We start from the raw sequence: 20,895 nt of genomic DNA on the forward strand, positions 1-20,895 counted from the left end.
GTATCTGCCTCCAACGCCTATTCGTTATGTTCTGTCGGCCAGGGTCGGCAGCTGCAGTGTCGCCACTGCGCCGCCCTGCTCCGGCGAGAAAATAGAAAACCGGCCGTTATGGGCCTTGACCACCGCCTGCACCACGGCCAGGCCTAGACCGGTGCCGTGAGACTTGGTGGTGTAAAATGCTTCGGTGATCCTGCCGGACTGCTCTTTCGAAAAGCCCGGGCCATTGTCCAGCACCCGTATCTCCATACCTTCAGCGGACGACGCCAGTTGAACTTGCACGTCGGTGGCACCGGCTTCCAGGCTGTTGTTCACCAGGTTCATGCAGGCGCCGACCAGGGCATCGCGGTTACACATCAATCGGCACTGGTCATCTACCCGGCTGTCCAGTGTCACATCAATACCACTGGCGGGTTTCAGACCCTCAACGGCCGCGGACAGGGAGGCCACCAGCTTGCCGGCCGACAACTCCTCCGCCAGGCGGGTTTCGCCACGGGCGAAAATCAGCATGTCCCGCACCTGCTGCTCCAGGTGAGTCAACCTCGACATCAGTCGTGAAGCGCACCGCTGACGCAGCTCTTCGTCCAGATCCGGCTGGCTCAGGTGACCGCCGTATAAAATGGCGGCAGACAACGGAGTGCGGATCTGATGGGCCAGAGACGCCACCATCCGGCCCATGGCAGACAGGCGCTGGGCATGGGCCAATTGCGACTGCAGCTGCCGGGTCTCGGTCAGGTCGGTTAACAGAATCAACTGGCCGGGCTGGTTTTCCATGGTCCGGATTTCAATGCTGACGCGCCGGCCATCTTTGAGGGACACTTCGTGACCGTCATCGCTGCGGGGAGAAAAGCAGCGCCGGATAACATCCACCCAACGCTCGCCATCCAGGGGCTCCCCCAACAGCGCAATGGCCGCCGGATTGCACTGGCTGACCACGCCCTGCTGATCCAGCACCACCACGCCAGCCGGCAGGGCCTTGAGCAGAGTCGACAACCGGTCGGCCAACTGTTCCTTTTCCTCCAGCTCCTGCTGACGCTGAAGCGTCTCGTGGGAGAGTTCACCGGAAAGCTGGTTTACGCGGGATTCCAGGGTTCGGTAGGAGTCGGTAATCTGCCGGGACATGCGATTAAACAACTCAAGCGCAGAGTCCACGGCCTCATCACCCTGTTGTGGAAACAGAGCAGTGACCTTGTCATTAACATCAGCAGCGGCATTGGCACCTGACTTCTGGTGACCGGACTCCATGGCAACGCGTGCGTGACTCATAACCTTCCCCCTGACGGGCCCCGACCGGGCCAACGGATCTTTCGTTCAGGTTTGATTAAGCCAACACTATGCCAACTTGGTTTTTACTATATTTTTCAGAAGGTTAAGAAAACGACAAACTGGAAAACGACAAGTTTCCGTCGGTCGGGAATGCAAGCGGCGCCGAAGGTTACAAACCTTTGACGCCGCTCAGGGGGAGCGATCAACCTTCGTCTGACTCTTCCCGAAGGCCATATTTTCGGACTTTCTCCACCAGGGTGGTACGGCGAATTCTGAGTTTCTCGGCCGCCCGCGCCACTACGCCGGCAGCTTCATCAAGCGCCTGCTGAATAAGCTGCTTCTCCAGATTGGAGAGGTAGTCCTTGAGATCGATACCATTCACCGGTAACAGGGCCGGCGCATCCAGGCCCACCAGCCCGGGAATGGCCGATGGCATGCCGGTGTCCTCCACTGGGCGGTTCTCGTCATAGTCATCCACGTAGCGAAACTTCTTGGGCAGCTCCTGCACACCAATCACTCCGTAGGGATGCATGATGGCCAAGCGCTCAACCAGGTTGGCCAGCTCCCGCACATTGCCGGGCCAGTCATGGCGACACAGACTCATAATGGCAGCGGAGTTCATCCGCAGTGAGCCGCGCTTCTCTTTCTCCATCCGGGAGATCAGCTCATTAATCAGCAACGGGATGTCTTCCACCCGTTCCCGCAGCGCCGGCATTTCAATGGGAAATACATTGAGACGGTAATAGAGGTCTTCCCGGAAATCGCCGGATTCAATCATGTCTTCGAGATGCTTGTGAGTGGCGGCAATCACCCGCACATCCGCAGACTGGGTACGGTTACTGCCCACACGCTCAAAGGTACGCTCCTGCAACACCCGCAGAATTTTAACCTGCATGTTCAGCGGCATATCCCCGATTTCGTCCAGGAACAGGGTGCCCCCTTCGGCCAACTCAAAGCGCCCTACCCGGGCGGTAATGGCGCCGGTAAAGGCTCCTTTCTCATGCCCGAACAGCTCGCTCTCCAGCAACTCTGCGGGAATGGCGCCGCAGTTGACCGGCACAAACGGCTTATCCCGGCGGGAGGAATGATAATGCAGGTTACGGGCGACCACTTCCTTACCAGTACCGGATTCACCGGTGATCAGAACGCTGACGTCTTTATCAGCCACCTGCTCCATCAACTGGCGCACCTGCTGAACCTTTCGACTGGTGCCCACCAGACTGCGGAACAACTGAACACCCCGCTGCTGCCCCCGCTCCTTGCTGCGACTGAACTGGTCGTGGTAGATCTGGGCCCGGTAGAGTGAATCCACAAACTTGGTGTAGTTCAGGGGCCACTCCATCCTGGCGATAATACGGTTTGCATCGTCTTCCGACACGCCCTTGAGGTCCGGGTCACCCACCAGAAGAATCGGCAGCCCCTGAGCCAGTTTGCACACCCTCTGCACATGCGCGGTGCTGGCGGCGTCTTCGCCGTTGATCACGGCTACGCCGATACTTTCTTTGGTCTGCTCGTCGTCGCTCTCCAAAAGCGCCAATGCTTCGTCACCGGCCAGCACCTGCTCTTCGCCGACAAATTCCAGAATGGTGATCAGGTCCCTGCGCCTGGAGTCATCCTCACTCAGCACCAGCACTTTGTTATTTTTGGACATTCACGAGAATCTCTTTGGGAATTTGTGCGGTATTTAAGACTGTATAAGCTCAGGAGTCAATTTTATGACGCTATCTTTGGCGGTTTGTTGAAACGTTCTGATAAGCACGGGCCGCCGTACGGTTTTCATTGACGCCCTTGAGCGATTCCCGGGCTTCATCCCTGGCCTTGATTGCGGCCTGGTTTGCCGCTTCCACGAACTGATTCAAAGCGTCCAGGCGGTCCCTGATCAGGGCCGCATCAATGCGCCCCTGTTCCAGCGCCACCATTAACGGTTCAATTGCAGGTTTAACACGGGCATTCAGTTCCGCAAGTTGCTCCCAGTCCTGGGCAGCGAGGGCCTGGTCCAGCTCGGACCGGAGTTGATCAAGACTTTCAAGAAGAGCCTGGGGGTCTGCCATGCGATGTACTCCACGTTTTGACGGGATGTTGGAGCCTGGCAGTTGGTTGAGGCGGGTGCCGCCCATAAGCAGGCAGCACCCGGGGAGGTTTACCGGCGCGCGGCCCTGCGGGCGGCGGCAGCGGTAAATTCGTTGCCCCGATACCCAGGCTCGAAATTGTAGGCCGGGTAGCCGTCATCCAGGCCATCGATGTAATAACGCTGTGCTTTCAGATCATACGTCATCTCCATGGTGGTCCAGAAGACCGGCACACTGTAATAGACAATGTTGTGTGCTTCGGATACGCGCCAGAGTTCACCAGCCTCGTTATATTCTTCCGTGGCCAGAATCTGCCAGCTGTCCTCATCGATGTAGTAAACACGGCGATCATAGATGTGGCTGATGCCGGTGCGTCGCTTGGCCTCGACCACCCACACCCGGTGAAGCTCGTATCGGGTCAGGTCCTGATTGATGTGGTTCGGCCGGATCACGTCATTTGGCCGAACACTTTCATCGTGCAGTTTGTAGGCGTTGTAGGGAACGATCAGTTCACGCTTGCCCTTAAGTTCCCAGTCGTACTGGTTGGGGGCACCGTTGTACATGTCCTTCTGGTCGACTGAACGCAGAGACGAAGAGTTCGGCAGGTCCGTCTCATAGGCCAGATTCGGGGACCGGCGCAAACGGCGGGAACCGGAATCGTAACGCCATGCCAGCCGCGGTGAGCGAACCTGGTCAAGGGTTTCATGCACCAGGGTAATGGTGCCAGCCAGGCTGGACGGCGCGACGGTTTCGGTTTTCAGGTAGAAAATCTTGTTATCGATGTCTTCCAGCTCAGCGCCGGGGCGACTGTATGCAAAGAAATAATCGTACTGGTTGACGACAGGGTTGAATGAGCCGTCCCGCTGCGGCGTAGCCGATGCACTGCGGAACGACAGTTCCTCACCCCGGTATCGCAGAATATGGTTCCAGATCGCTTCCAGGCCGTTCTGTGGAATGGGGAACGGACTGGTCATGATGGTGTCTCGAACACCGTTACCGTTATCCAGGAGTTCAGCTGTCAGAGCGTTCTGGTAAAACTTCTCGTAGACATGCTCGGGGAACGCTGCTGTTCGGCGGGTCTGGTACACCGGCATGAAAAATTCCGGGCCGTACTGCTCCAGCATCTGAATGTGGCCGTCCGACAGTATGTCCCGGTACTGGTCCAGATTGTCACGGGTAATAACGTACAGCGCTTCGTCTTCCGGGAACGGGTTAATCTCTACGGTGCCTTCGCGCCAATTGGCCGGGGGTGAAGCCAACCCGCCAGTCCATGCCGGAATGGTGCCAGACTCGTTACCCGCCCGTTCTGCACCCACTGGTGTGAGATCATTCTTCAAACGCTCGGCCTCGGCCGGCGACACCTTTGCCAAGACAGGACCTGAACACCCCAATACCACCGCCGCAATAGCAGCAATTATCCGGTTTCGCATCCTTATTACCTCCAATAATGGACCACAAGACGATCAAAGCTTGTTCAATCTGTGTGCCTTTTTGCCAGTTTCAAACGACCGTTTCAAGTGATTGTTTGTAGTTTCTTGTGAGATGCAGCTATTCCGGGGAGCCCAGGGGAGGAGAAATTAGCGCGCAAAAATGATAGACTCTGACGGTTGTTCTGATTGGACTCTTGAACGCTCACGTAGTGCGGGTGGTAGATGGCATCACAATGGTACTCACTGGTAGCCCAAAAGCTTTTTCTGGCCAACACCTTACTCACCAGGCTTGAGTCGGACACCAAGCGCTCCGCTGCGGAAACGGAAGCGCTGTCTCAGGGCTCCGCCGAGCTCCTGCTGCGGGCAAGGCAAACGCTGCTGGTGATGATTGCGCGATACCATCAGCACAAAGCCGAAAAACCGCAGACACTGGCAGAACTGGAAACACTGTTTCCTTACGAGGTACACGAGACCCGGCTTTTGAGAGAACTGGCAGAGACATCGGGAAGCTGGTGGAACCATCTTGATCAGGTTGAATCGGCTTTGAGCCAGCCTCCGACCACACGCAAGAATGTTACCGAAGAGAATATCATTGCGGTTTCCGTCGAACAGGGCCCGGACCGTTCCGCCGCCACACTCAGAAAGACTCTGGCGGCCATGACTGAACTGGCCAAACGGCTTGAGGAACAACACAGCGAGTGGTAGCCCCACCCTGTTGGCTAAATTCCCGCACCGAATCGAATACACCAAGACAAAGGTTGAACGAATGTCACCATCGTTTTTTGAAATCGTACAACTTGCCAATGGCGACTACGCCTTGCGCCGCATTGATGACGACGCAGCGCCGTTGGTGCGCATTTCCTTCTCGCAGGAGGCCAGGGAAATGATGGAAGACCGCGACATGAGCGTTGCCAAGGCGATGATTGCGGCAGGGATTGAGGCCGCTGGCAATATCGCACACGATATTGACTGGGACGATGACGACAATGATCTGGCCGAATCCCAGCCCCAATACACCCTCCACTGAACTCCTTTACCGATGACGCAGCACCACGCCGTGGCTGCTACCTTGCGCCGAAGCCTTTTGAAGGGACTCAAAGGCTGAACGCCCGAGCTTGTTAGTCCAGAGCACCACCGCATGACAGGTACCAGCACTCAAAGCCCGCTCAGCCAGCTGCTGTGCGGAGTAATCGTTGGTTGAGCGCAATACCAGCAACTCACTGGCCACAATACCGTGCATTTTCTGCCACTTGCCAACCAGGGACTGTGGCGGGTCAATCAGGGCCAGCCAGCGCTTCTCCTGATTCAGCTGGGTGAGCATAGGGAGCAGTAACTGGACATTCTCTACCTGGCCTTCAGGAAGAATAATTTCCGTCACGTTACCGCCAAAATCCCTGGTTCCCCGACCGACGTCTGACGATGAGTGAAGGGCTGTGGCCCGTGCTTTTCCTGTAGACACCGTGCGGGCGGGCATGATGGCCGCCGGCTGGAACGCCATGTTCTGAGTGAAGCTTAACTGTTCCATTGCTCACCTACCTGCGCTAATCGTTTCTTATTGCTGGTTATCAATGCAAATCTGATCGGCGGATCACGCCCACACCCAGACCTTCGATAAACAACTCCTGTTCGGCCAGATCAATTTCAATCGGGGCGAACTCTTCGTTCTCCGCAATCAACCAGACCTTCGAGCCGTCCCTGCGAAACCGTTTTACCGTCACTTCTTCACCAACCCTGGCCACAACCACCTGCCCGTTATGAACATCCTGAGTGCGATGCACTGCGAGCAAATCACCGTCGAGAATGCCAATGTCTTTCATGCTCATGCCGCGCACGCGGAGCAGGTAATCGGCGGATGGCGAGAAAAATTCCGGCTGCAAAGTGCAGTGCTCTTCAATGTGTTCCTGGGCGAGAATCGGGCTACCCGCCGCAACCTGGCCGACAACCGGTAACCCTGGGTCCTGCTCCACTTCCGGCAGTCGAATCCCCCGGCTGGCACCAGGCACCATTTCGATGGCGCCTTTCCTGGCCAGGGCCCGCAAGTGCTCCTCTGCCGCATTGGCGGAGCGAAACCCCAGTTCGGCAGCGATTTCTGCCCGCGTTGGCGGGTAACCGGTTTCGTCTACGTACCGCCGGATGATATCCAGCACCTGGGACTGTCGCGCGGTCAGCTTCATGCATGTACTCCGGGTTTTTCATCCTGGTTTTATATACAGTGATTTGACTATATACAGTGTTTTATCCAGTGTAAAGCCCGATTGAAATTTTCTGTCATGTAATCGGGCCGCTGCATATCGGTGTGTTATGGTTTAAGTCCGTGAATTATATGGATGCAAGGTGCCAATGAATTCGACAGAGCGTTGTGCGATGCCGGAGCGGCTTCGTAATCATCAAGGAGAAGAGCGTAGAGTTGGCGTGGAGATCGAACTCTCCGGACTGGGCTACGATGAATTGGTTGAACATGTCGCCCGCCTGCTCAAGGGCAGCCCGGAGCTGGAGTCGCGTTATGTCAGCCGCCTGGAGACTGACGCCGGAACCTTCACCATTGAGCTGGACTCTGACCCTGTGAAGGATCTTGACCTGGCGGACGAACGCCTGCCCGAGTCAATCCGCGAGCTGGGCACCCACGCCATGGATGTCATCGATTTTGCCGCAGAACGCATTGTGCCTCTTGAGATTGTCGGGCCACCTCTGCCCTTTTCCAGACTGGGTCTGATCGAAGAACTGGTAGACGAGCTGCGCGAACTTGGCGCGGAAGGCAGCCGGGAAGCGATTTATTTTGCTTTCGGCCTGCAACTCAATCCCGAACTGCCGGACCTGGAACCCGCAACCATTGTCACCTACCTGCAGGCCTTCGCGGCACTTTATGACTGGCTCAAATCCCGGCATCAGATTGACATAAGCCGAAAATTTACCACTTACATCGAGCCCTGGAGCAGCCGTTACACGGACATGCTGATGGCGGAAGATTATGCTCCCGACCAGGCCTCGCTGATGAAAGACTACCTGAACTTCAACCCGACGCGGAACAAGGCCCTGGACCTTCTGCCACTGTTTGCACATCTGGATTCAGAGCTGTTGCACGACTATGTGGACGACCCGAGAATCAAGAGCCGGCCGACGCTTCACTACCGGTTACCCGATTGCGATATCGACAACCCCCGATGGCATTTTTCCACGGTCTGGAACGACTGGGTGGTACTGGAGCAGATCGCAAACCATCCAGAGCACCTGAAAGAACTCAGGGAACTGTTCCGCGAAGCCCAGACATTCAGTTTTCGCAATCTCACCCGCTCATGGCGTGACACCACGGAACAATGGCTTAAACAGCGCGGCTATGTCTGAGATCTCAGAAGCACCAGAATCGCCGGGGATCACCATTGGCATCAGCGGCCCCGCCAGGCGCAGCACCGCCCACAGACTGATCAATCTGGGCCTGCGGCTGCATGGCGCCCACACGCACTACATTCGCCCCGGATCCAGCACGGACGTCTCCCTGCTCGATGGCCTGGTCCTCTCTGGCGGCACCCACGTACACCCCAACCGCTATGGCCAACAGCCACAAGTGACCGCGAGATACGACCTGAAACGGGACGAAACCGACTTCAGGCTGCTTGAGCAAGCCGAGGAAATAGACATTCCGGTACTGGGTATATGCCGTGGGGCCCAGTTCATCAATGTCTTTCATGGCGGGTCGTTGTGCCAGAACGTGATCCCGCTGCGAATGAAAACCCGCCACCGCCCTTTGCTGCTACCCCTTCAAACGGTCCAGCTGGTCCAGGACAGCCGGATAGGCCGGCTGATGCACAGCACCCTGATTGGCGCGAACCGTATTCACAGCCAGGCGATTAAACACCTGGGGCGGAATCTCAGGGTAACGGCACTGGACAACGACCTGTTCGTGCAGGCCATCGAAAACACCGGGCAACAATGGTTGATGGGGGTTCAGTGGCATCCGGAATACCTGCTGTATCACACCGGCCACCGGCGGATTTTCAGCCACTTTGTGCATGCCGCCCGGGCTCGGAAACTGGAGCGGCTGCAAAGCCAAGATATGGCCTTTGGCCAGCAAGGAGACTGATGATGAAAAAATACACCAAAGCACTGGCCGCAACGGTGTTCGTGGCTTCATTGGCACCACTGGCCGTTTCCGCTGGCGAAGTGAGCCTGAGTGGGGAGGGCAGCGTTCGCTACACTCCGGACAGCGCCCGTTTGCAATTTACCGCCAGTGCCGAGCACAACCTCCCAGAGCGGGCTTCTGATCGCCTTTCCGAGACCATGGAGCAATGGCGCAAGGCGATACAGGGCATCCGCGACCAACTGGTGGACTATTCAGACGCCAACGTTAACCTGTATACCCGGTCACTACCGGTTCAGGAGCGTGGGCAACAACCGGAGCGAATGGCGGTGGCAAGCCAGACAGTCAGCTTTTCCATCGACAATCTTGAACTCCTGAACCCTCTGCTGGAACAGGCCCACAAGGCTGGTCTGCAATACCATCTGAGCGAACACCAGTTCTTCCATTCCGACGAAGAGCGCCTGCAACGTCAGGCACTGGCCAGGGCCATCGAGGATGCCCGCAGCCGGTGTGCCTTTGTGGCGGAACAGTTGGGCAAAACCTGTGGTGAGGTGAAAACCATCAACATCAATGGCGGCCACCGCCCGATGCCCATGATGATGGCGGAAGCAAGAGCCGCCAGCGACACCGTTTCCAGTATCGCCCCCCGGGAAATCCAGGCCAGCGTCAACGCCACCTTCAACCTGGATTAACAACCATCGATCAGAAATCCCGGGTGTAGAAGATATCCAGCGAGGCGGCCAGGCCACTGGCCGCCTCCAGATAGAAATACCGGCCCAGATCATATCGCAGTGCGACCGTGGTGATCGGTTCGAATATCCCGACGCCGTACCTCAGGCTCAATTCATCGGTAATGTATCCGCTGGCCACCACCGCGGCCTCGTCTCCGGAGCCTTCCGTTTCCAGGGTGAGATTGCGAATGCCCAGCTCGTCTCCAATGCCCTGGGTCAATCTGCTGGCCTGGGTCAGCCCCAACGACAACGCAGCCTGCGCCATCTGGCCGTCATCACCGCGGCCTTGGGGCGGACGGCCCAGAATGATGTAGGACAACGCATCGCTTTGGGGCATGGAAGGTTCAGAGAACACCTCGGTTTCAGGGGCGTTCACGGGGCCGCTAAGCCTGATACCGGCAACAACAGTGTCTACTCTGCGCACTGCCTCTATGTCCAGGTAGGGTTCCGTCAGGGCACCCACAAACAGGATTCTCGCTCGCCGCAGTTCCAGATCCTGCCCAAATGCCTGGTATTGACCATTCACCAGTTGAAGCGCACCCCGGGTATCCATGTCGTTGCCAATCCGCAGAGTCCCCTCGAGATTCCCGGTCACACCGAAAGCATCAAACGCTACCCGGTCTTCGCCGACCACCACAGTCACGTCCATCACCATACGCCGGATGGTCGGCTCCTCGGTTTCAACTCCGACAATCACCTCATCTTCGGAGATAGAAACCGCTGACTCCGGAAGCCCCTTGATCTCGATCTCACCACGGGGTACTTCCACCCGTCCAGACACAGAGAGTTCACCACTGCGGAAAGCAATGGTGAGGTCTGGCCCGACTTCAACCCGGGCATAGGGTTCGACATTCACTGGCAGCCTATCGCCAACAATCGACAGCTCAATCTCGGGCTCCTGCTGCCAATTGATCATCCCCGAAAGTTGCCCGCTACTGCGGTCGTTACTGTTCCAGCGCCCGCTGATATCAGCGGAATCCCCGAGAAACTCGAGCACCAGAACCACATCGTTCAGTGGTAGTGGCAGGCCCGGATCGTAAAAACGACCATTCGTAAGAGCCAGCTCGCCATGAATCATGGGACGTAACAATGGGCCGGTAATTTCGCCTTGGCCGTTAACCTGACCTCCAATCTCTTCCACCCCGGCGAAGGCGGATGCAAAAGCCAGATCCAGTGAGTTCAGGCTGAAACGGCCCTGTACCGGTCGTTCTTCAGCCATCGGGTCAACCGCCAGCTCGGCATTAAAATCGCCCAGCTCCGGGCCTCGCAGGGCAACTGAAAGCTCAGCTATGCTGGGCTGAAGACGAGCATCAACGGTCAAACCCTCATGACTCAGGGTTTCCCAGTCATCCAGCACCAGGAATTCGAAGGTTCCCTCACCGGCATCCAGTGTGATTCTGCCATCCGGCCCTGCGTCGGTCAGTGACAGATCCACGTCGGCATCCAGGTGCGCACTCCATCGGAAGGTATCAGGCAACAGTGGTTCAAGGGCCGTGGTCGGAAACTGGCGAATCTGGAAGGCGATGTGGGCATCCGGCAATAGCTGCTGATCGTCAGCGCACACAGAACTGTCCTGCCAGCGCCAGCAGTGAGCGCCTAGGCTCAGTTTGCCTTCTTCGGTGTAGGCAAGGTCAGCGGGAGATTCCAGTTGCCACGTCTGGCCCGGGCCGGGTATGTCGATTTCACCACGGTTCAGGGCACCCTGCCAGGCATCAAGGCTTTCACCCAGGGCGCCGGCAAATACGGCAAGCAGGGTCGCCTCACTGTGGCTGGCATTGACTGTTAGCTGATGCTCATCCCGGGTACCTTCAAGGCGAAGGGATACGCTCTCCAGCTGTTGGTCGGCAGCACGAATCTCATTGATCTCCAGCGCTGCATCCAGCACACGGCCTTTGGCCAGACTGGCATCAAGATCCACGGCCTCAATCTGCAACAGATCCTGCCAGCTCAATCCGCGGCCAGCCACGACAAGCTCGGCGGTGGGATCATCCACGGTGCCCGCAAACTGCAGGCTGGCCTCCAGTTCACCAGCCAAACCTTCGGCAAACATCGCCGGTTCAGGCAACAGGATGGACAAGTCACCTGCCAGTTGGCTGCCGTAACGACCCTGCCCTTCTATACGGTTCTCACCCACGACAAGTACAAGATCATCCACTTGCCATTCGCGACCGTCACTGACCAACTGGCCCCGGGCGCGAGCATTGTTCCCCTGCCATCGTCCCTGCAGATTCCAGCCCGCCGACATTCGGGGCAATGCGTCGTCCTGAAGCTGGCCTTCGCTGGTTACGTTGCCATCCAACCGGGACTCCAGCACAGGCACCCAATAGCCCGGATTGAACTGATCCAGAACCAGGGCAGCTTGCCAAGCCAGCTGGGAAGAAAAATCGAGCTCGGCTTCGCCAGACAGGGAACCCGCTCCGGTCGTCATGTCGAGCTGGGTGATACGGACAGCCTGAGTATCGCCATCAAGGCGGGCCTTCAGCTCGGCATCCCCAAGGGGACCGGCAACCTGCGCGTCAAGATCCGCCTGGTAGCGGTCTTCCTGGTAACTTGCCCGACCTTCCAGACGGTTGAGCGAAACCGGAGGCTCGCCCAGCCCCGGCACCAGGGTGTACCAGGGGAAGCGGTTCAGGGCCAGCCCCACATCAGCGGCCAGACCATCAGCCCAGGAGGCCTCGCCCTGCACCTCCAGGGTTCCGGGTGGCTCACCACCCCCTCTTTCCGGGCCGGCCATGGACAGTACCAGATCTGTCACCTTCTCTGTGGTGACCAATCCCTGGATAGACGTCTGGATATCACCCTCGGTACCCGGCAGTAGCGCCTGGGTACGGGTCCTGAAGCCGTTGGCCAGGGAACCGTCAAGGGTTAATCGCCAGTTCTTCAGCGTCAGTGTTTCCGGAAGATCATGATGGGCAAGAAAACGCTCGGATTCGAGTCTGATGGACGCTGGCAGACGGCTTTCCAGCGGCTGAACCTGCCCCTGTATATTCGCATTGAGATAACCACTGCTGGCACCTCGCAACCGCAAGTCCCTGACGCTGCCACCCAGGTTAACGGTGACCTGCCAGTCATCTCCCGATGGCGGCGGCAAGGATACGTCAACATCGATATCCAGGGGCCAATCCCGCCGCATGTCAGCGCGACCACTCGCCGATACCCGCATCTCTTCCAGCTGATACAGCACGTGTTCAAGCTCCAGGCTGGCACCGGAGGCCCGGGATTGCAGCTCAAACCGGTCCCAGATGGCTCCGTCATTGACCGTCAGCGGCCCCAGGGCAACATCCCCGATCACCACCGCCAGCGGCAGGTTAACCCTGGGAAGACTGATATCACCGGAACGTTCATCATCAGATTCAGAGGGCTGCAGGGTCACTGCAATCCGATCGGCCTTGAGCGTATCCAGGCAGATGGTTTTTTCGAACAGACACGTCGGAGACCAGTCTACTTCCGGAGCCTCAACCACCACACCCACGCCATAGCCCTGCCATTCAAGGCGGTCGGCCTGCCACTGGCCAAGCAGGGAACCTCGGTCGGCCTCGGTCTGCAACCCGGGAATCTGATCAATGGTCCAGGCTGTGCCCTTTTCGGTATGCAGGGCCAGCAAAATCAGCCCAACGACCACCAGAGGCAAAAACAGCAACAATGCGACAACCAGCAACAGCCAGAACCACCAGCGCCGGCGCAGCGGCTTTTTGTGTTTCTTCGGCTGACGTTCAGCCTGCTCTGGTGGCACCGGTGGATGATCGGTCACAGCTCTGGCCCCATGGAAAAGTGAATACGCCAGCCGCCGCCAAATTCCTCGTCCAACCCCTTGGCCACGTCGAGGCGCAACGGCCCTACCGGGCTCACCCAGCGAATCCCCAGGCCCGCACCTGTCGCCAGCCGGTCAAACACATCATTCACCGCGTTGCCCTTGTCGACGAACGCCGCCACCCGCCAGTTCCGGACAAACTCGTACTGATATTCGACACCACCGACCAGCTGAAAACGGCCACCAACGGCTACGCCATTGTCATCACGGGGCGACAGGGTTTCGTAGCCGTAGCCCCGGACACTCTGATCACCACCGGCAAAGAAGCGCAATGAGGGAGGCACATCGGAAAAACTGTTGGTCGCCACCCCACCAAAGTTGAAACGGGTCAGAAACCGGTGATTATCAGCCAGGGTATACAGCCCCCTGGCCAGCACATTCACGTGCAGGATGTCTGCGTCCGATATGATGGCCCGATGGGCACCGGTCACATCAAGCTGCAATCGATAGCCCCGGGACGGGTCCAGGGGCGAGTTGGCCTGGAGTTTGGAGTAACTGAGCCCCGGCAGCAACAGGCTGGAGTTGCCCCGTTCATCTTCACCAATTTTGAAGCGCTCGCCTTCCCAACGTATTGAAAGCACCTGCATCCAACCGGTATCCAACTGATGCCGCCATTGCTGCCCCAGAGTCAGTCGCTCCGATTCCACATCTTCGATATTTTCTCGCTGGTAACCGGTGCCCAGCCGTATGGAATCCGTCATTGGCGGGTCCAATGGCAGCTCATACCATCCACTGACGTTCTGCCGCAGCTCCGAAAGCTCCGTGTCTGCCCCGCGTCGATGACCCATGGGGTTGGTGTAATGCTCTCGCCAGTTACCGCGGAACCGGGGGCCGACGTCTGTTGAGAAGCCAACACCGGCGCCTACCGACCGGGGCGGCCTGGGGGTAAGACCAATATCCACCGGTATCACACCATCCTCTGCCCGATTCGGTGAAGCATCAATATCCACACCGAAAAAGTAACCACTGCTTGAGAGATCGCTGTTGAGCTTCGCCACTTCATCGGCGTGGAAAGGAATGCCGGGTTCAAAGGTCACAAACTGGTTCAGTAAACCTTCATCAAAACCATGGCCTTCCAGGAAGGTAACCGCGCCCAGGCGATACCGCTCGCCGGTACGGTAGTGCAAGGTAATATCTGCGTGATTCTCGGAAGGGTCTACTTCCAGTCGGCGGGTCACAAACTCACCGTCAAAGTAACCCAGACGTCGCGCCCGATTCTGTATGGCCTGCCGCAGCGTGTTGTAGCGGCCATGATGAAGCACATCTCCTTCCGCCGGCTCTTTCGGAATCTGATCAACCAGTGCCGGATCTTCACTGCCTGGCCCCTCGATCAGCACTGACCTGGAACGAATGCGGACGGGCTCCCCCGGCACAACCGTCAACACCAGCTCGGCCAGCCCATCCGCATTTTCAGTGACTTCAAATGTGATCACCGGATTGTAGTACCCCAGGGCCCGAATGGCCTGTTCAACCTGGGCTATCGCCGTGGAGGCGTAACGGCGCAGGCCATCGGCTGAGCGGCCTTCTACCTCACCCACAAAAATCCGGGCATTGTCTCTCAAGTCACTGTGATCGCCCTCAACCTCAACCCTGACCTGACTGGCATGGCTGGCAGACGCGCTCAACAGCAACGCAAGCCCGGTCAGCTTCAGGATTCTTTGTATGTGGTATCGGGCTAACAGCATGCAGTGTTTGGGTTTCCCACCTGGATGATTGACGAATCCCTGAGTCAGGGGGTGAGTTTACCGATAGCGGATGCGCGCTTCTACGCCTGGCGCGCCAAAATCACAATTGACCACAATGCCATCAGGGAATGCTGCCTGGCCCGGGCCGGCCGGGTGGGTAACCAGATTACGCTCCGCTGCGTGGAGCTGTGTGCTTCACTGGGGTACCAGGCTCGAAAAATGGGCCACGGACTCCAAAATACTCGATATTTTCGAAGGCACCCAGCAGATCCAGCTGCTGATCATCGCCCGACGATTACTCGAAAAGTCGTCCTCCGAGCTGAAATAAGCTAACCTGTCAGGGACTTATATTATGCCCCTGACCAATGACAGGTAGCCCGGATGCTCAGGATTAACCGCGACAACCTAAGGTCCAGCCATCAGTTGATCTGGTTCCTTATCGATTTCCTGATGCTGAGCCTGCTGATCATCAACCTGGCCTTTATCATCTGGGATTCGATATACAGTTTCGTTGCGGTTCAGAACCTGCTGGAAGAAAGCCTCCCCGCCGTCAATGCGATCTACCAGCCGATCCATGAACGGTTTATTTTCTATGATCTGATCTTCGTCTCCATCTTCCTGACCGAGTTTTTTGTCCGCTGGGGCTACTCCGTCAAAGCCAAGGTCTACGACCGCTGGTATTTCTACCCGTTCATACACTGGTACGATCTGGTGGGCTGCATCCCCGTTGGCGGCTTCCGCTTCCTGCGGGCGTTGCGGATCATTTCGATCATCTACCGCCTGCACCAATACAAGATCATCGACTTCACCAGCACTCGCTTGTACCAGTTTGTGTCGTTTTACTATGAAGCCTTCATGGAAGAGTTATCAGACCGGATTGTTCTGAAGGTTCTGAGCGGCGTTCAGGATGAGGTAAAGCGTGGTTCGCCCCTGTTTGAACGGATCCAGACTGACATCCTGTTCCCGAGACGGTCCATGTTGTCGGATTGGTTATCGGAACGCGTCGCCCTGGCTGCGCAGCAAGGCTACATCCCAAATAGAGGTGCCCTGCGAGTCTATCTGGAAGACCGTGTTGACAATGCCCTGAAGCAGAATCTTGAACTGTCGAGACTGAAATACCTGCCGGTGGTTGGCCCAACCATACAGGACACGCTGGAAAATGCCGTTGGCGATATTGTTGCAAACGTGATCCACCAGATCCTGGAAGATCTGGCGTCTTCCAGCAATCACGCTTTTATCGAAGACATTGTGAACGTGATGCTGCCGGAGCCGGGAGAAGAGAAAGGAGCAAACCAGGAACAAGAGGCGTTGATCAACCTGATTCTGGAAATACTCGAGGCGATTAAGGACCAGGTGAGAGTGAAGCATTGGCGAGCCAACCTCCCATGACGCTCGGGTGCTGAAGGCTCAACATAAATTTACACAGCAAAATTTTACAGTCTCAAATAAAACCGTGTTACATAGGCTGACAGACTATGGATTCCAGAAGGACGTCGAATGTCTGAATCAAATTCGACTGCCTCAGACTTAAGGGCTGGCTACAGGGCAGCTGGACTATCTGAGCGTCAACTTTCATGTTTGAAAATATGCGCCGGGCTGCTTCAATCGCCGGACGAACAAAGTTGCACAAAGCTATTAGAAACCGTCGTCACTCATTATGGCGTTCCTCATGCTGCTCTGTTTGCCTATCAATCCGGGAGGTTGCGTACACTGGCGTCTACCGGTGGCGCAGCAATAAACGCATCGAGACAAGCCGTAAAAGCCAACCTCGCACCCTTTCTGAAATGGCCGTGTAAGCCCTACCTTAGAAACCTGCCAGAAAATGCCTGGATCTTCTATTGCACAAACCCGGGATTCGAATGGCTCGTTCCCATTGCACTCCAAGGGTCGGTCATTGGTTTACTCGCGCTGGCCGGCTTTGAGTCGCAACCCGCTCCAGGAGAACGTGATCAACAGCTCATGTCGATTCTTGCAAGCCTATTGACGGGCCAATTAATTTTCACCAGCACGCCAATGAACCAGAAAATTCCACATAAACACTCAGAATTATCGCTGCTATCACCGCGCGAAAAAGAAGTGATGAGTTTGTTACCACGAGGCATGAGCAACGCTCGTATCGCCGCCACTCTGGATATCGCGCCGGGGACGGTAAAAACTCATGTAGAACGTATTCTCAAGAAGCTTCAGCTTGAAGACCGAGCGCAAGCCGCTGCTTTTGCGGTGGAATCCAAGTTGGGCAACTCTGGTTGTTAAAAATGATAGCTACTATCAGAAAACATTGGCATGGGTGGAGCCTAAGACGTCGCAGCCTGGCTTCGCTGATTATCCCACTGTTGGTTGCGACCATCGTTCTCCTTGTTATGGCCAAAGTCCTTGCTTTCAACCGGCACGCAGAGGATGAACTTCAGCGCGGTCTGAGAGTTCTCGGGCAGATTCACGCTGCACACGCCGCATTAGCCGAGGCTGCCAGCGGTGTACGAGGGTATTTGCTGACGCAGGATGAAGCATTCCTGGCACCCTACCAGCGGGCTGAAGAGCTTTTGAAGCAATCGCTGCGACAGCTGGAAGTAGATGTGAAAGATTCAGTGCAGCGCCAGAATCTGGCCGATATATCAACGCTCATTGCAGTAAAGCTCGCTAACCTCGCCCAACTCAAAAACCCGGACCTAGCAGTCAACGGTGGCTCAATTCGCTCCTACTCGCTGGAAAACAAAGCGCTACTTGATCGTTTACGCCAACATATCAAAGAGATGGAGATCCGTGAAAATCAAATCATTCTTGCTTTGCAGCAAAACCTGCAACGGGCACGAAGAAGCAGCCAGTGGATCATTTTCAGTACTCTGGTTGTGGCTGTAGCACTTGCCGTATTGTTTTCTCAGGGTTTCGCCCGAGACCTGATAATACGGATACGCCGCATTCGAGATAACGCAACCAACATTGGTCGAGGCATCCCTTTGAAGGAGCGGCAGAGTGAATATCAAGACGAACTGGCTGAACTCGACAAGCTAGTGGTACAGACAGGTTTTATGCAGGATAAGAGACTTGAAGAGCTCAGATATGCTAAGTCACTTGCGGAAAATGCAAACCAGGCGAAAACTGACTTCCTGTCCCGCACCAGTCATGAACTGAGAACTCCTCTCAATGCCATAATCGGATTCAGTGATTTATTAGGCAACAACAAACTGACACGCGACCAATTACAGCATGTGGGTGTCATTCGGCGCAGTGCCAGCCATCTCCTCGAGTTGGTTAACGACCTCCTGACCCTTTCTCAATTGGAGAACGGGAACATCTCAACAGAGATCACACCCGTGTCATTGAAAGAAATTGTCACCACAGCAGTAGATTTTGTTTCCCAGGCAGCAAGAGCTAAAGCCGTTAAACTGAATATCTCGGACGACGACAAAAGCTATGTGTTGGCTGATCCGAAATGCTTGCTACAAATTCTCATCAATCTTTTGGACAACGCGATTAAATTCACGCCGAAAAAGACGACGGTCACCGTCAATTGGCGACCGTTAGGCAGTTCTGGTAGAGAGAATTATGAAATCGTCGTTCATGATTGCGGGCCAGGCATAACGCCCGGCTTTGAGAAAGACTTGTTCTGTCCCTTCAATCGCCTCGATAGCAAAACTGACGGCATCGGTTTAGGGCTGGCCATCAGCCGTTCTCTGGCAACAAATATGAGCGGCCACATAGAACATCGGGCCACCAAAGGTGGCTGTGAATTTGTGCTCAGATTGCCGGCGGCTGATGGTTCTTCACGAGGCAGAGGTTCAGACAGTTATGGCCCGCCTGATAGGGAGTCTAAACTGCTCAAAGAGGAAAGTTATCCTGAAACGACGTGGGTACTCGCCATTGAAAGCCCGGACCTCCCTATACTGTTTGAGACGCTAGCAGCTCGGTTTCACGCCAAGGTTATTCATGTGTCCGATCCATGTTGGCCGGAGTTACTCCCAGACACTCATGTTGTTCTCATCACAGACATACCAGCAGCTCGACTGGACCTGCCACCCAGCCTGCGGTCAGGAAAACAGTTGCACATCACGCCAGAGCCTCCTCCGAGCGATCAAAACAACGACATCCGATGGCTCGCTCCTCCCGCAACGCCTATGCGAATTCGGCTTTTATTAAAGGAGATGCATTAATGTCAGCGATTCTCAACGATATTCGCCAATCCAAGCTGCTGATCATCGATGATGAACCAGCAAATCTTGAGTTGCTCGAAGAGCTGTTTGCAAAAGAAGGCTTTGAACAAGTGCTTTCATCCGTTGATGCTGTCCGAGCCTCTTCACTTATCCAGGGATTTCGCCCTGACATCATTTTACTCGATTTGCGAATGCCTGATATTGATGGTTTTGAAGTATTAAGTTTGCTAGATGACTTGCGCGAGCAGGGGCACTGGATTCCAGTTGTTGTTCTCACTGCGGACATTACCAAGGAAGCTCGTTACAAAGCGTTGTCGCTAGGTGCCTCGGATTTCCTAACCAAACCCTTCGACCATATGGAAGTCGTGTTACGCGTGTGGAACCTGCTGGAAATGAGACGCCTTTACCTTCAACTAAAGTCCCTGGGCGAGTCACCGAATATGTCGCCCCATGGGCCATGGCAGTCCTGAGGCGCCAGAGCAGAGCAACATATCCGTTGTTACGTCCCGGAATTCATTTCCGGGACGTAACAAGCGCCTGGCTCAATTGCCGTAAGGCAGTGACGAGTGATGAAGAACGATGCGCAGATTGCCCGCGTCATCCAGCTGGTAACCAAATGACTTGTCTACAGTTGTAACAGAGCCATCATTATGGGTGAAATGGACGTTGCCCATGGACATAGCTACGGGGCCCGAGAGATGGATGGCTGCGTTTTCAAACTCAACCGCAGCCCAACCCTTGATGCCAAAACCTTCGTCATTTGGAAAAGCTTTGTCGTGACCAACGAAATACGCTAATGCGCCTTCAGCAGTCAGACGAATGTTCTGAGGAATAGCGGCCAGTGTCGGTTTAAACAAAACCGGCCCCATCGTGTAGCCATAGGCCGAATCGATAACCGCTCTTGCCGTATTTCGAGCTTTTTCAATGCCGCCTTCCGCATAGTGTTCTGAAAGCATGACAACCGCATCCCCCCACGTCTTTTGGGCAGCAAGTACATCTGCCTCAGAAATTTCTGCGTGGGCGTTTGCAGAGAAAGCCGCGGCCACAGCAAGAGCAACGAGACTGGAAATCTTATGTTGAGTAGCTAACTTGTTCATCTGGAATTACCTCAATTATTGATCCAAGAATGCTTGTCAAAAGCCCTCATACGCCAAACATCTTAGGCAAACCCAAAGTACGAGTCGCCTGCCGATCGGCATAATTTACTATATGCCAATCGGCATACTAGTTTTCGTAACATAAATGTCAGCCGGCCTCACTCTTGCCCCAGATACTGGCGCAGAACCAGGCGCTGACTGGGCTTTAGCAATGAATCGGATAACTACTTGTCCCAAAGTGGCAAATCCCGATCACCATCAAATCTCTATATAAAAGCTCAACAATTGGTTTATAGAGGAGCCGACTGTGGCCACAACGAAACTCACTTCCGCATTCCCAGTTCGTAGGCAAGATTTTGAGTTCGAGCAAGTACCCAGATATTGGGTGAATGGGGACGCATTCATGACTCACGTGTTCAATGGAATGTCTGCGCTGTTTCCAGACGGTGCGTATTCCAGACCAAGGTTGCCACTGATTCCAGACGAAGTCTGCCACCCATTCCACGCGAAAGCTGCCACTAATTCCACGGCAAAGCTGCCACCCCAGCAGACTGCCTGAAGCTCCATCAAAATCGTCCGGCGCGGG

19 protein-coding genes and 1 pseudogene are annotated in these 20,895 nt (G+C 55.8%); 11 read left to right on the top strand and 9 right to left on the bottom strand.

The window, feature by feature from the left end:
- Window positions 1-24: 24 nt before the first annotated feature.
- From ACZ5Q2_RS16340 to ACZ5Q2_RS16355, 4 genes are all read right to left on the bottom strand, one after another.
- The gene (locus ACZ5Q2_RS16340; protein WP_432210679.1) at window positions 25-1,263 is read right to left on the bottom strand and encodes a sensor histidine kinase; all 1,239 of its coding nucleotides are present in this window, start codon (window positions 1,261-1,263) and stop codon (window positions 25-27) included.
- A 202-nt stretch (window positions 1,264-1,465) separates the two neighbouring features.
- Window positions 1,466-2,914 carry a sigma-54 dependent transcriptional regulator gene (locus ACZ5Q2_RS16345; protein ID WP_432210678.1) on the bottom strand — a complete coding sequence of 483 codons (1,449 nt, stop codon included), beginning with the start codon at window positions 2,912-2,914 and terminating at the stop codon, window positions 1,466-1,468.
- 70 nt (window positions 2,915-2,984) lie between these two features.
- Window positions 2,985-3,314, bottom strand: coding sequence for an SOS cell division inhibitor (locus ACZ5Q2_RS16350; protein ID WP_432210677.1), 330 nt, complete (start codon window positions 3,312-3,314; stop codon window positions 2,985-2,987).
- 89 nt (window positions 3,315-3,403) lie between these two features.
- Window positions 3,404-4,762 (bottom strand): DUF1329 domain-containing protein, encoded by a 1,359-nt coding sequence (locus tag ACZ5Q2_RS16355; protein ID WP_432210676.1) that lies wholly within the window; start codon window positions 4,760-4,762, stop codon window positions 3,404-3,406.
- Window positions 4,763-4,984: 222 nt separating this feature from the next.
- Here ACZ5Q2_RS16355 and ACZ5Q2_RS16360 point away from each other — a divergent pair, with 222 nt between their 5' ends.
- Both ACZ5Q2_RS16360 and ACZ5Q2_RS16365 read left to right on the top strand, forming a co-directional pair.
- On the top strand, window positions 4,985-5,467 hold the full coding sequence (locus ACZ5Q2_RS16360) for a DUF6586 family protein (protein WP_432210675.1): 483 nt from the start codon (window positions 4,985-4,987) through the stop codon (window positions 5,465-5,467).
- 61 nt (window positions 5,468-5,528) lie between these two features.
- A complete protein-coding gene (locus ACZ5Q2_RS16365) occupies window positions 5,529-5,789 on the top strand; it encodes a hypothetical protein (RefSeq protein WP_058090184.1) in 261 nt (86 codons plus the stop codon).
- 6 nt (window positions 5,790-5,795) lie between these two features.
- Here ACZ5Q2_RS16365 and ACZ5Q2_RS16370 read toward each other — a convergent pair whose 3' ends face one another.
- Window positions 5,796-6,287, bottom strand: coding sequence for a cell division inhibitor SulA (locus ACZ5Q2_RS16370; protein WP_058090185.1), 492 nt, complete (start codon window positions 6,285-6,287; stop codon window positions 5,796-5,798).
- A gap of 40 nt (window positions 6,288-6,327) precedes the next feature.
- Window positions 6,328-6,936 (bottom strand): transcriptional repressor LexA, encoded by a 609-nt coding sequence (lexA, locus tag ACZ5Q2_RS16375; RefSeq protein ID WP_058090186.1) that lies wholly within the window; start codon window positions 6,934-6,936, stop codon window positions 6,328-6,330.
- A 166-nt stretch (window positions 6,937-7,102) separates the two neighbouring features.
- Between lexA and ACZ5Q2_RS16380 the strand changes: the two genes are divergently transcribed.
- From ACZ5Q2_RS16380 to ACZ5Q2_RS16390, 3 genes are read left to right on the top strand one after another with little or no spacing between them, the layout of a single operon-like run.
- Entirely contained in the window at window positions 7,103-8,104 is a 1,002-nt protein-coding gene (locus ACZ5Q2_RS16380; protein ID WP_058090187.1) for an amidoligase family protein, read from the top strand.
- Window positions 8,097-8,840 carry a gamma-glutamyl-gamma-aminobutyrate hydrolase family protein gene (locus ACZ5Q2_RS16385; RefSeq protein ID WP_432210674.1) on the top strand — a complete coding sequence of 248 codons (744 nt, stop codon included), beginning with the start codon at window positions 8,097-8,099 and terminating at the stop codon, window positions 8,838-8,840. The genes ACZ5Q2_RS16380 and ACZ5Q2_RS16385 overlap by 8 nt, the downstream gene beginning before the upstream one ends.
- Window positions 8,840-9,529: an SIMPL domain-containing protein gene (locus tag ACZ5Q2_RS16390; RefSeq protein ID WP_432210673.1), complete on the top strand. Its 690-nt coding sequence runs from the start codon at window positions 8,840-8,842 to the stop codon at window positions 9,527-9,529. The genes ACZ5Q2_RS16385 and ACZ5Q2_RS16390 overlap by 1 nt, the downstream gene beginning before the upstream one ends.
- Before the next feature lie 10 nt (window positions 9,530-9,539).
- On the opposite strand, the gene ACZ5Q2_RS16395 is transcribed toward ACZ5Q2_RS16390, so the two are convergent.
- Together ACZ5Q2_RS16395 and ACZ5Q2_RS16400 are read right to left on the bottom strand one after the other, a co-directional pair.
- A complete protein-coding gene (locus tag ACZ5Q2_RS16395; RefSeq protein WP_432210672.1) occupies window positions 9,540-13,319 on the bottom strand; it encodes a translocation/assembly module TamB domain-containing protein in 3,780 nt (1,259 codons plus the stop codon).
- Window positions 13,316-15,064, bottom strand: a complete 1,749-nt coding sequence (locus tag ACZ5Q2_RS16400; protein ID WP_374787040.1) for an autotransporter assembly complex protein TamA — start codon at window positions 15,062-15,064, stop codon at window positions 13,316-13,318. Before ACZ5Q2_RS16400 ends, ACZ5Q2_RS16395 begins: the two co-directional genes overlap by 4 nt.
- Window positions 15,065-15,202: 138 nt before the next feature.
- Between ACZ5Q2_RS16400 and ACZ5Q2_RS16405 the strand changes: the two are divergent.
- The 5 genes and pseudogenes from ACZ5Q2_RS16405 to ACZ5Q2_RS16425 form a co-directional block, all read left to right on the top strand.
- A pseudogene (locus tag ACZ5Q2_RS16405) lies at window positions 15,203-15,392 on the top strand (acyl-CoA dehydrogenase family protein); the annotation flags it as partial.
- A gap of 53 nt (window positions 15,393-15,445) precedes the next feature.
- Window positions 15,446-16,453: a hypothetical protein gene (locus tag ACZ5Q2_RS16410; RefSeq protein WP_058090190.1), complete on the top strand. Its 1,008-nt coding sequence runs from the start codon at window positions 15,446-15,448 to the stop codon at window positions 16,451-16,453.
- 108 nt (window positions 16,454-16,561) lie between these two features.
- Window positions 16,562-17,317, top strand: a complete 756-nt coding sequence (locus ACZ5Q2_RS16415) for a response regulator transcription factor (protein ID WP_374787041.1) — start codon at window positions 16,562-16,564, stop codon at window positions 17,315-17,317.
- A gap of 2 nt (window positions 17,318-17,319) precedes the next feature.
- Window positions 17,320-19,212, top strand: a complete 1,893-nt coding sequence (locus ACZ5Q2_RS16420; RefSeq protein ID WP_058090192.1) for a sensor histidine kinase — start codon at window positions 17,320-17,322, stop codon at window positions 19,210-19,212.
- The gene (locus ACZ5Q2_RS16425) at window positions 19,212-19,682 is read left to right on the top strand and encodes a response regulator (RefSeq protein WP_374787042.1); all 471 of its coding nucleotides are present in this window, start codon (window positions 19,212-19,214) and stop codon (window positions 19,680-19,682) included. The genes ACZ5Q2_RS16420 and ACZ5Q2_RS16425 overlap by 1 nt, the downstream gene beginning before the upstream one ends.
- 72 nt (window positions 19,683-19,754) lie before the next feature.
- Here ACZ5Q2_RS16425 and ACZ5Q2_RS16430 read toward each other — a convergent pair whose 3' ends face one another.
- Complete coding sequence (locus ACZ5Q2_RS16430; protein WP_058090194.1) at window positions 19,755-20,309, bottom strand: hypothetical protein; 555 nt, start codon at window positions 20,307-20,309, stop codon at window positions 19,755-19,757.
- Between the two features lie 385 nt (window positions 20,310-20,694).
- On the opposite strand from ACZ5Q2_RS16430, the gene ACZ5Q2_RS16435 reads away from it, so the two are divergent.
- Window positions 20,695-20,868, top strand: a complete 174-nt coding sequence (locus ACZ5Q2_RS16435) for a hypothetical protein (protein ID WP_464597165.1) — start codon at window positions 20,695-20,697, stop codon at window positions 20,866-20,868.
- Window positions 20,869-20,895 lie beyond the last annotated feature (27 nt).

The sequence above is a fragment of the Marinobacter alkaliphilus genome (assembly GCF_055394375.1).

Excerpts from the sequence above, each read along its gene's own strand:
- ACZ5Q2_RS16415 (WP_374787041.1), top strand. The coding sequence starts at position 16,562 with ATGTCTGAATCAAATTCGACTGCCTCAGACTTAAGGGCTGGCTACAGG.
- ACZ5Q2_RS16390 (WP_432210673.1), top strand. The coding sequence starts at position 8,840 with ATGATGAAAAAATACACCAAAGCACTGGCCGCAACGGTGTTCGTGGCT.
- ACZ5Q2_RS16340 (WP_432210679.1), bottom strand. The coding sequence starts at position 1,263 with ATGAGTCACGCACGCGTTGCCATGGAGTCCGGTCACCAGAAGTCAGGT.
- ACZ5Q2_RS16365 (WP_058090184.1), top strand. The coding sequence starts at position 5,529 with ATGTCACCATCGTTTTTTGAAATCGTACAACTTGCCAATGGCGACTAC.
- ACZ5Q2_RS16420 (WP_058090192.1), top strand. The coding sequence starts at position 17,320 with ATGATAGCTACTATCAGAAAACATTGGCATGGGTGGAGCCTAAGACGT.
- ACZ5Q2_RS16355 (WP_432210676.1), bottom strand. The coding sequence starts at position 4,762 with ATGCGAAACCGGATAATTGCTGCTATTGCGGCGGTGGTATTGGGGTGT.
- ACZ5Q2_RS16410 (WP_058090190.1), top strand. The coding sequence starts at position 15,446 with ATGCTCAGGATTAACCGCGACAACCTAAGGTCCAGCCATCAGTTGATC.
- ACZ5Q2_RS16345 (WP_432210678.1), bottom strand. The coding sequence starts at position 2,914 with ATGTCCAAAAATAACAAAGTGCTGGTGCTGAGTGAGGATGACTCCAGG.
- ACZ5Q2_RS16425 (WP_374787042.1), top strand. The coding sequence starts at position 19,212 with ATGTCAGCGATTCTCAACGATATTCGCCAATCCAAGCTGCTGATCATC.
- ACZ5Q2_RS16360 (WP_432210675.1), top strand. The coding sequence starts at position 4,985 with ATGGCATCACAATGGTACTCACTGGTAGCCCAAAAGCTTTTTCTGGCC.
- ACZ5Q2_RS16380 (WP_058090187.1), top strand. The coding sequence starts at position 7,103 with ATGAATTCGACAGAGCGTTGTGCGATGCCGGAGCGGCTTCGTAATCAT.
- ACZ5Q2_RS16350 (WP_432210677.1), bottom strand. The coding sequence starts at position 3,314 with ATGGCAGACCCCCAGGCTCTTCTTGAAAGTCTTGATCAACTCCGGTCC.
- ACZ5Q2_RS16370 (WP_058090185.1), bottom strand. The coding sequence starts at position 6,287 with ATGGAACAGTTAAGCTTCACTCAGAACATGGCGTTCCAGCCGGCGGCC.
- ACZ5Q2_RS16385 (WP_432210674.1), top strand. The coding sequence starts at position 8,097 with ATGTCTGAGATCTCAGAAGCACCAGAATCGCCGGGGATCACCATTGGC.
- ACZ5Q2_RS16430 (WP_058090194.1), bottom strand. The coding sequence starts at position 20,309 with ATGAACAAGTTAGCTACTCAACATAAGATTTCCAGTCTCGTTGCTCTT.
- ACZ5Q2_RS16400 (WP_374787040.1), bottom strand. The coding sequence starts at position 15,064 with ATGCTGTTAGCCCGATACCACATACAAAGAATCCTGAAGCTGACCGGG.
- lexA (WP_058090186.1), bottom strand. The coding sequence starts at position 6,936 with ATGAAGCTGACCGCGCGACAGTCCCAGGTGCTGGATATCATCCGGCGG.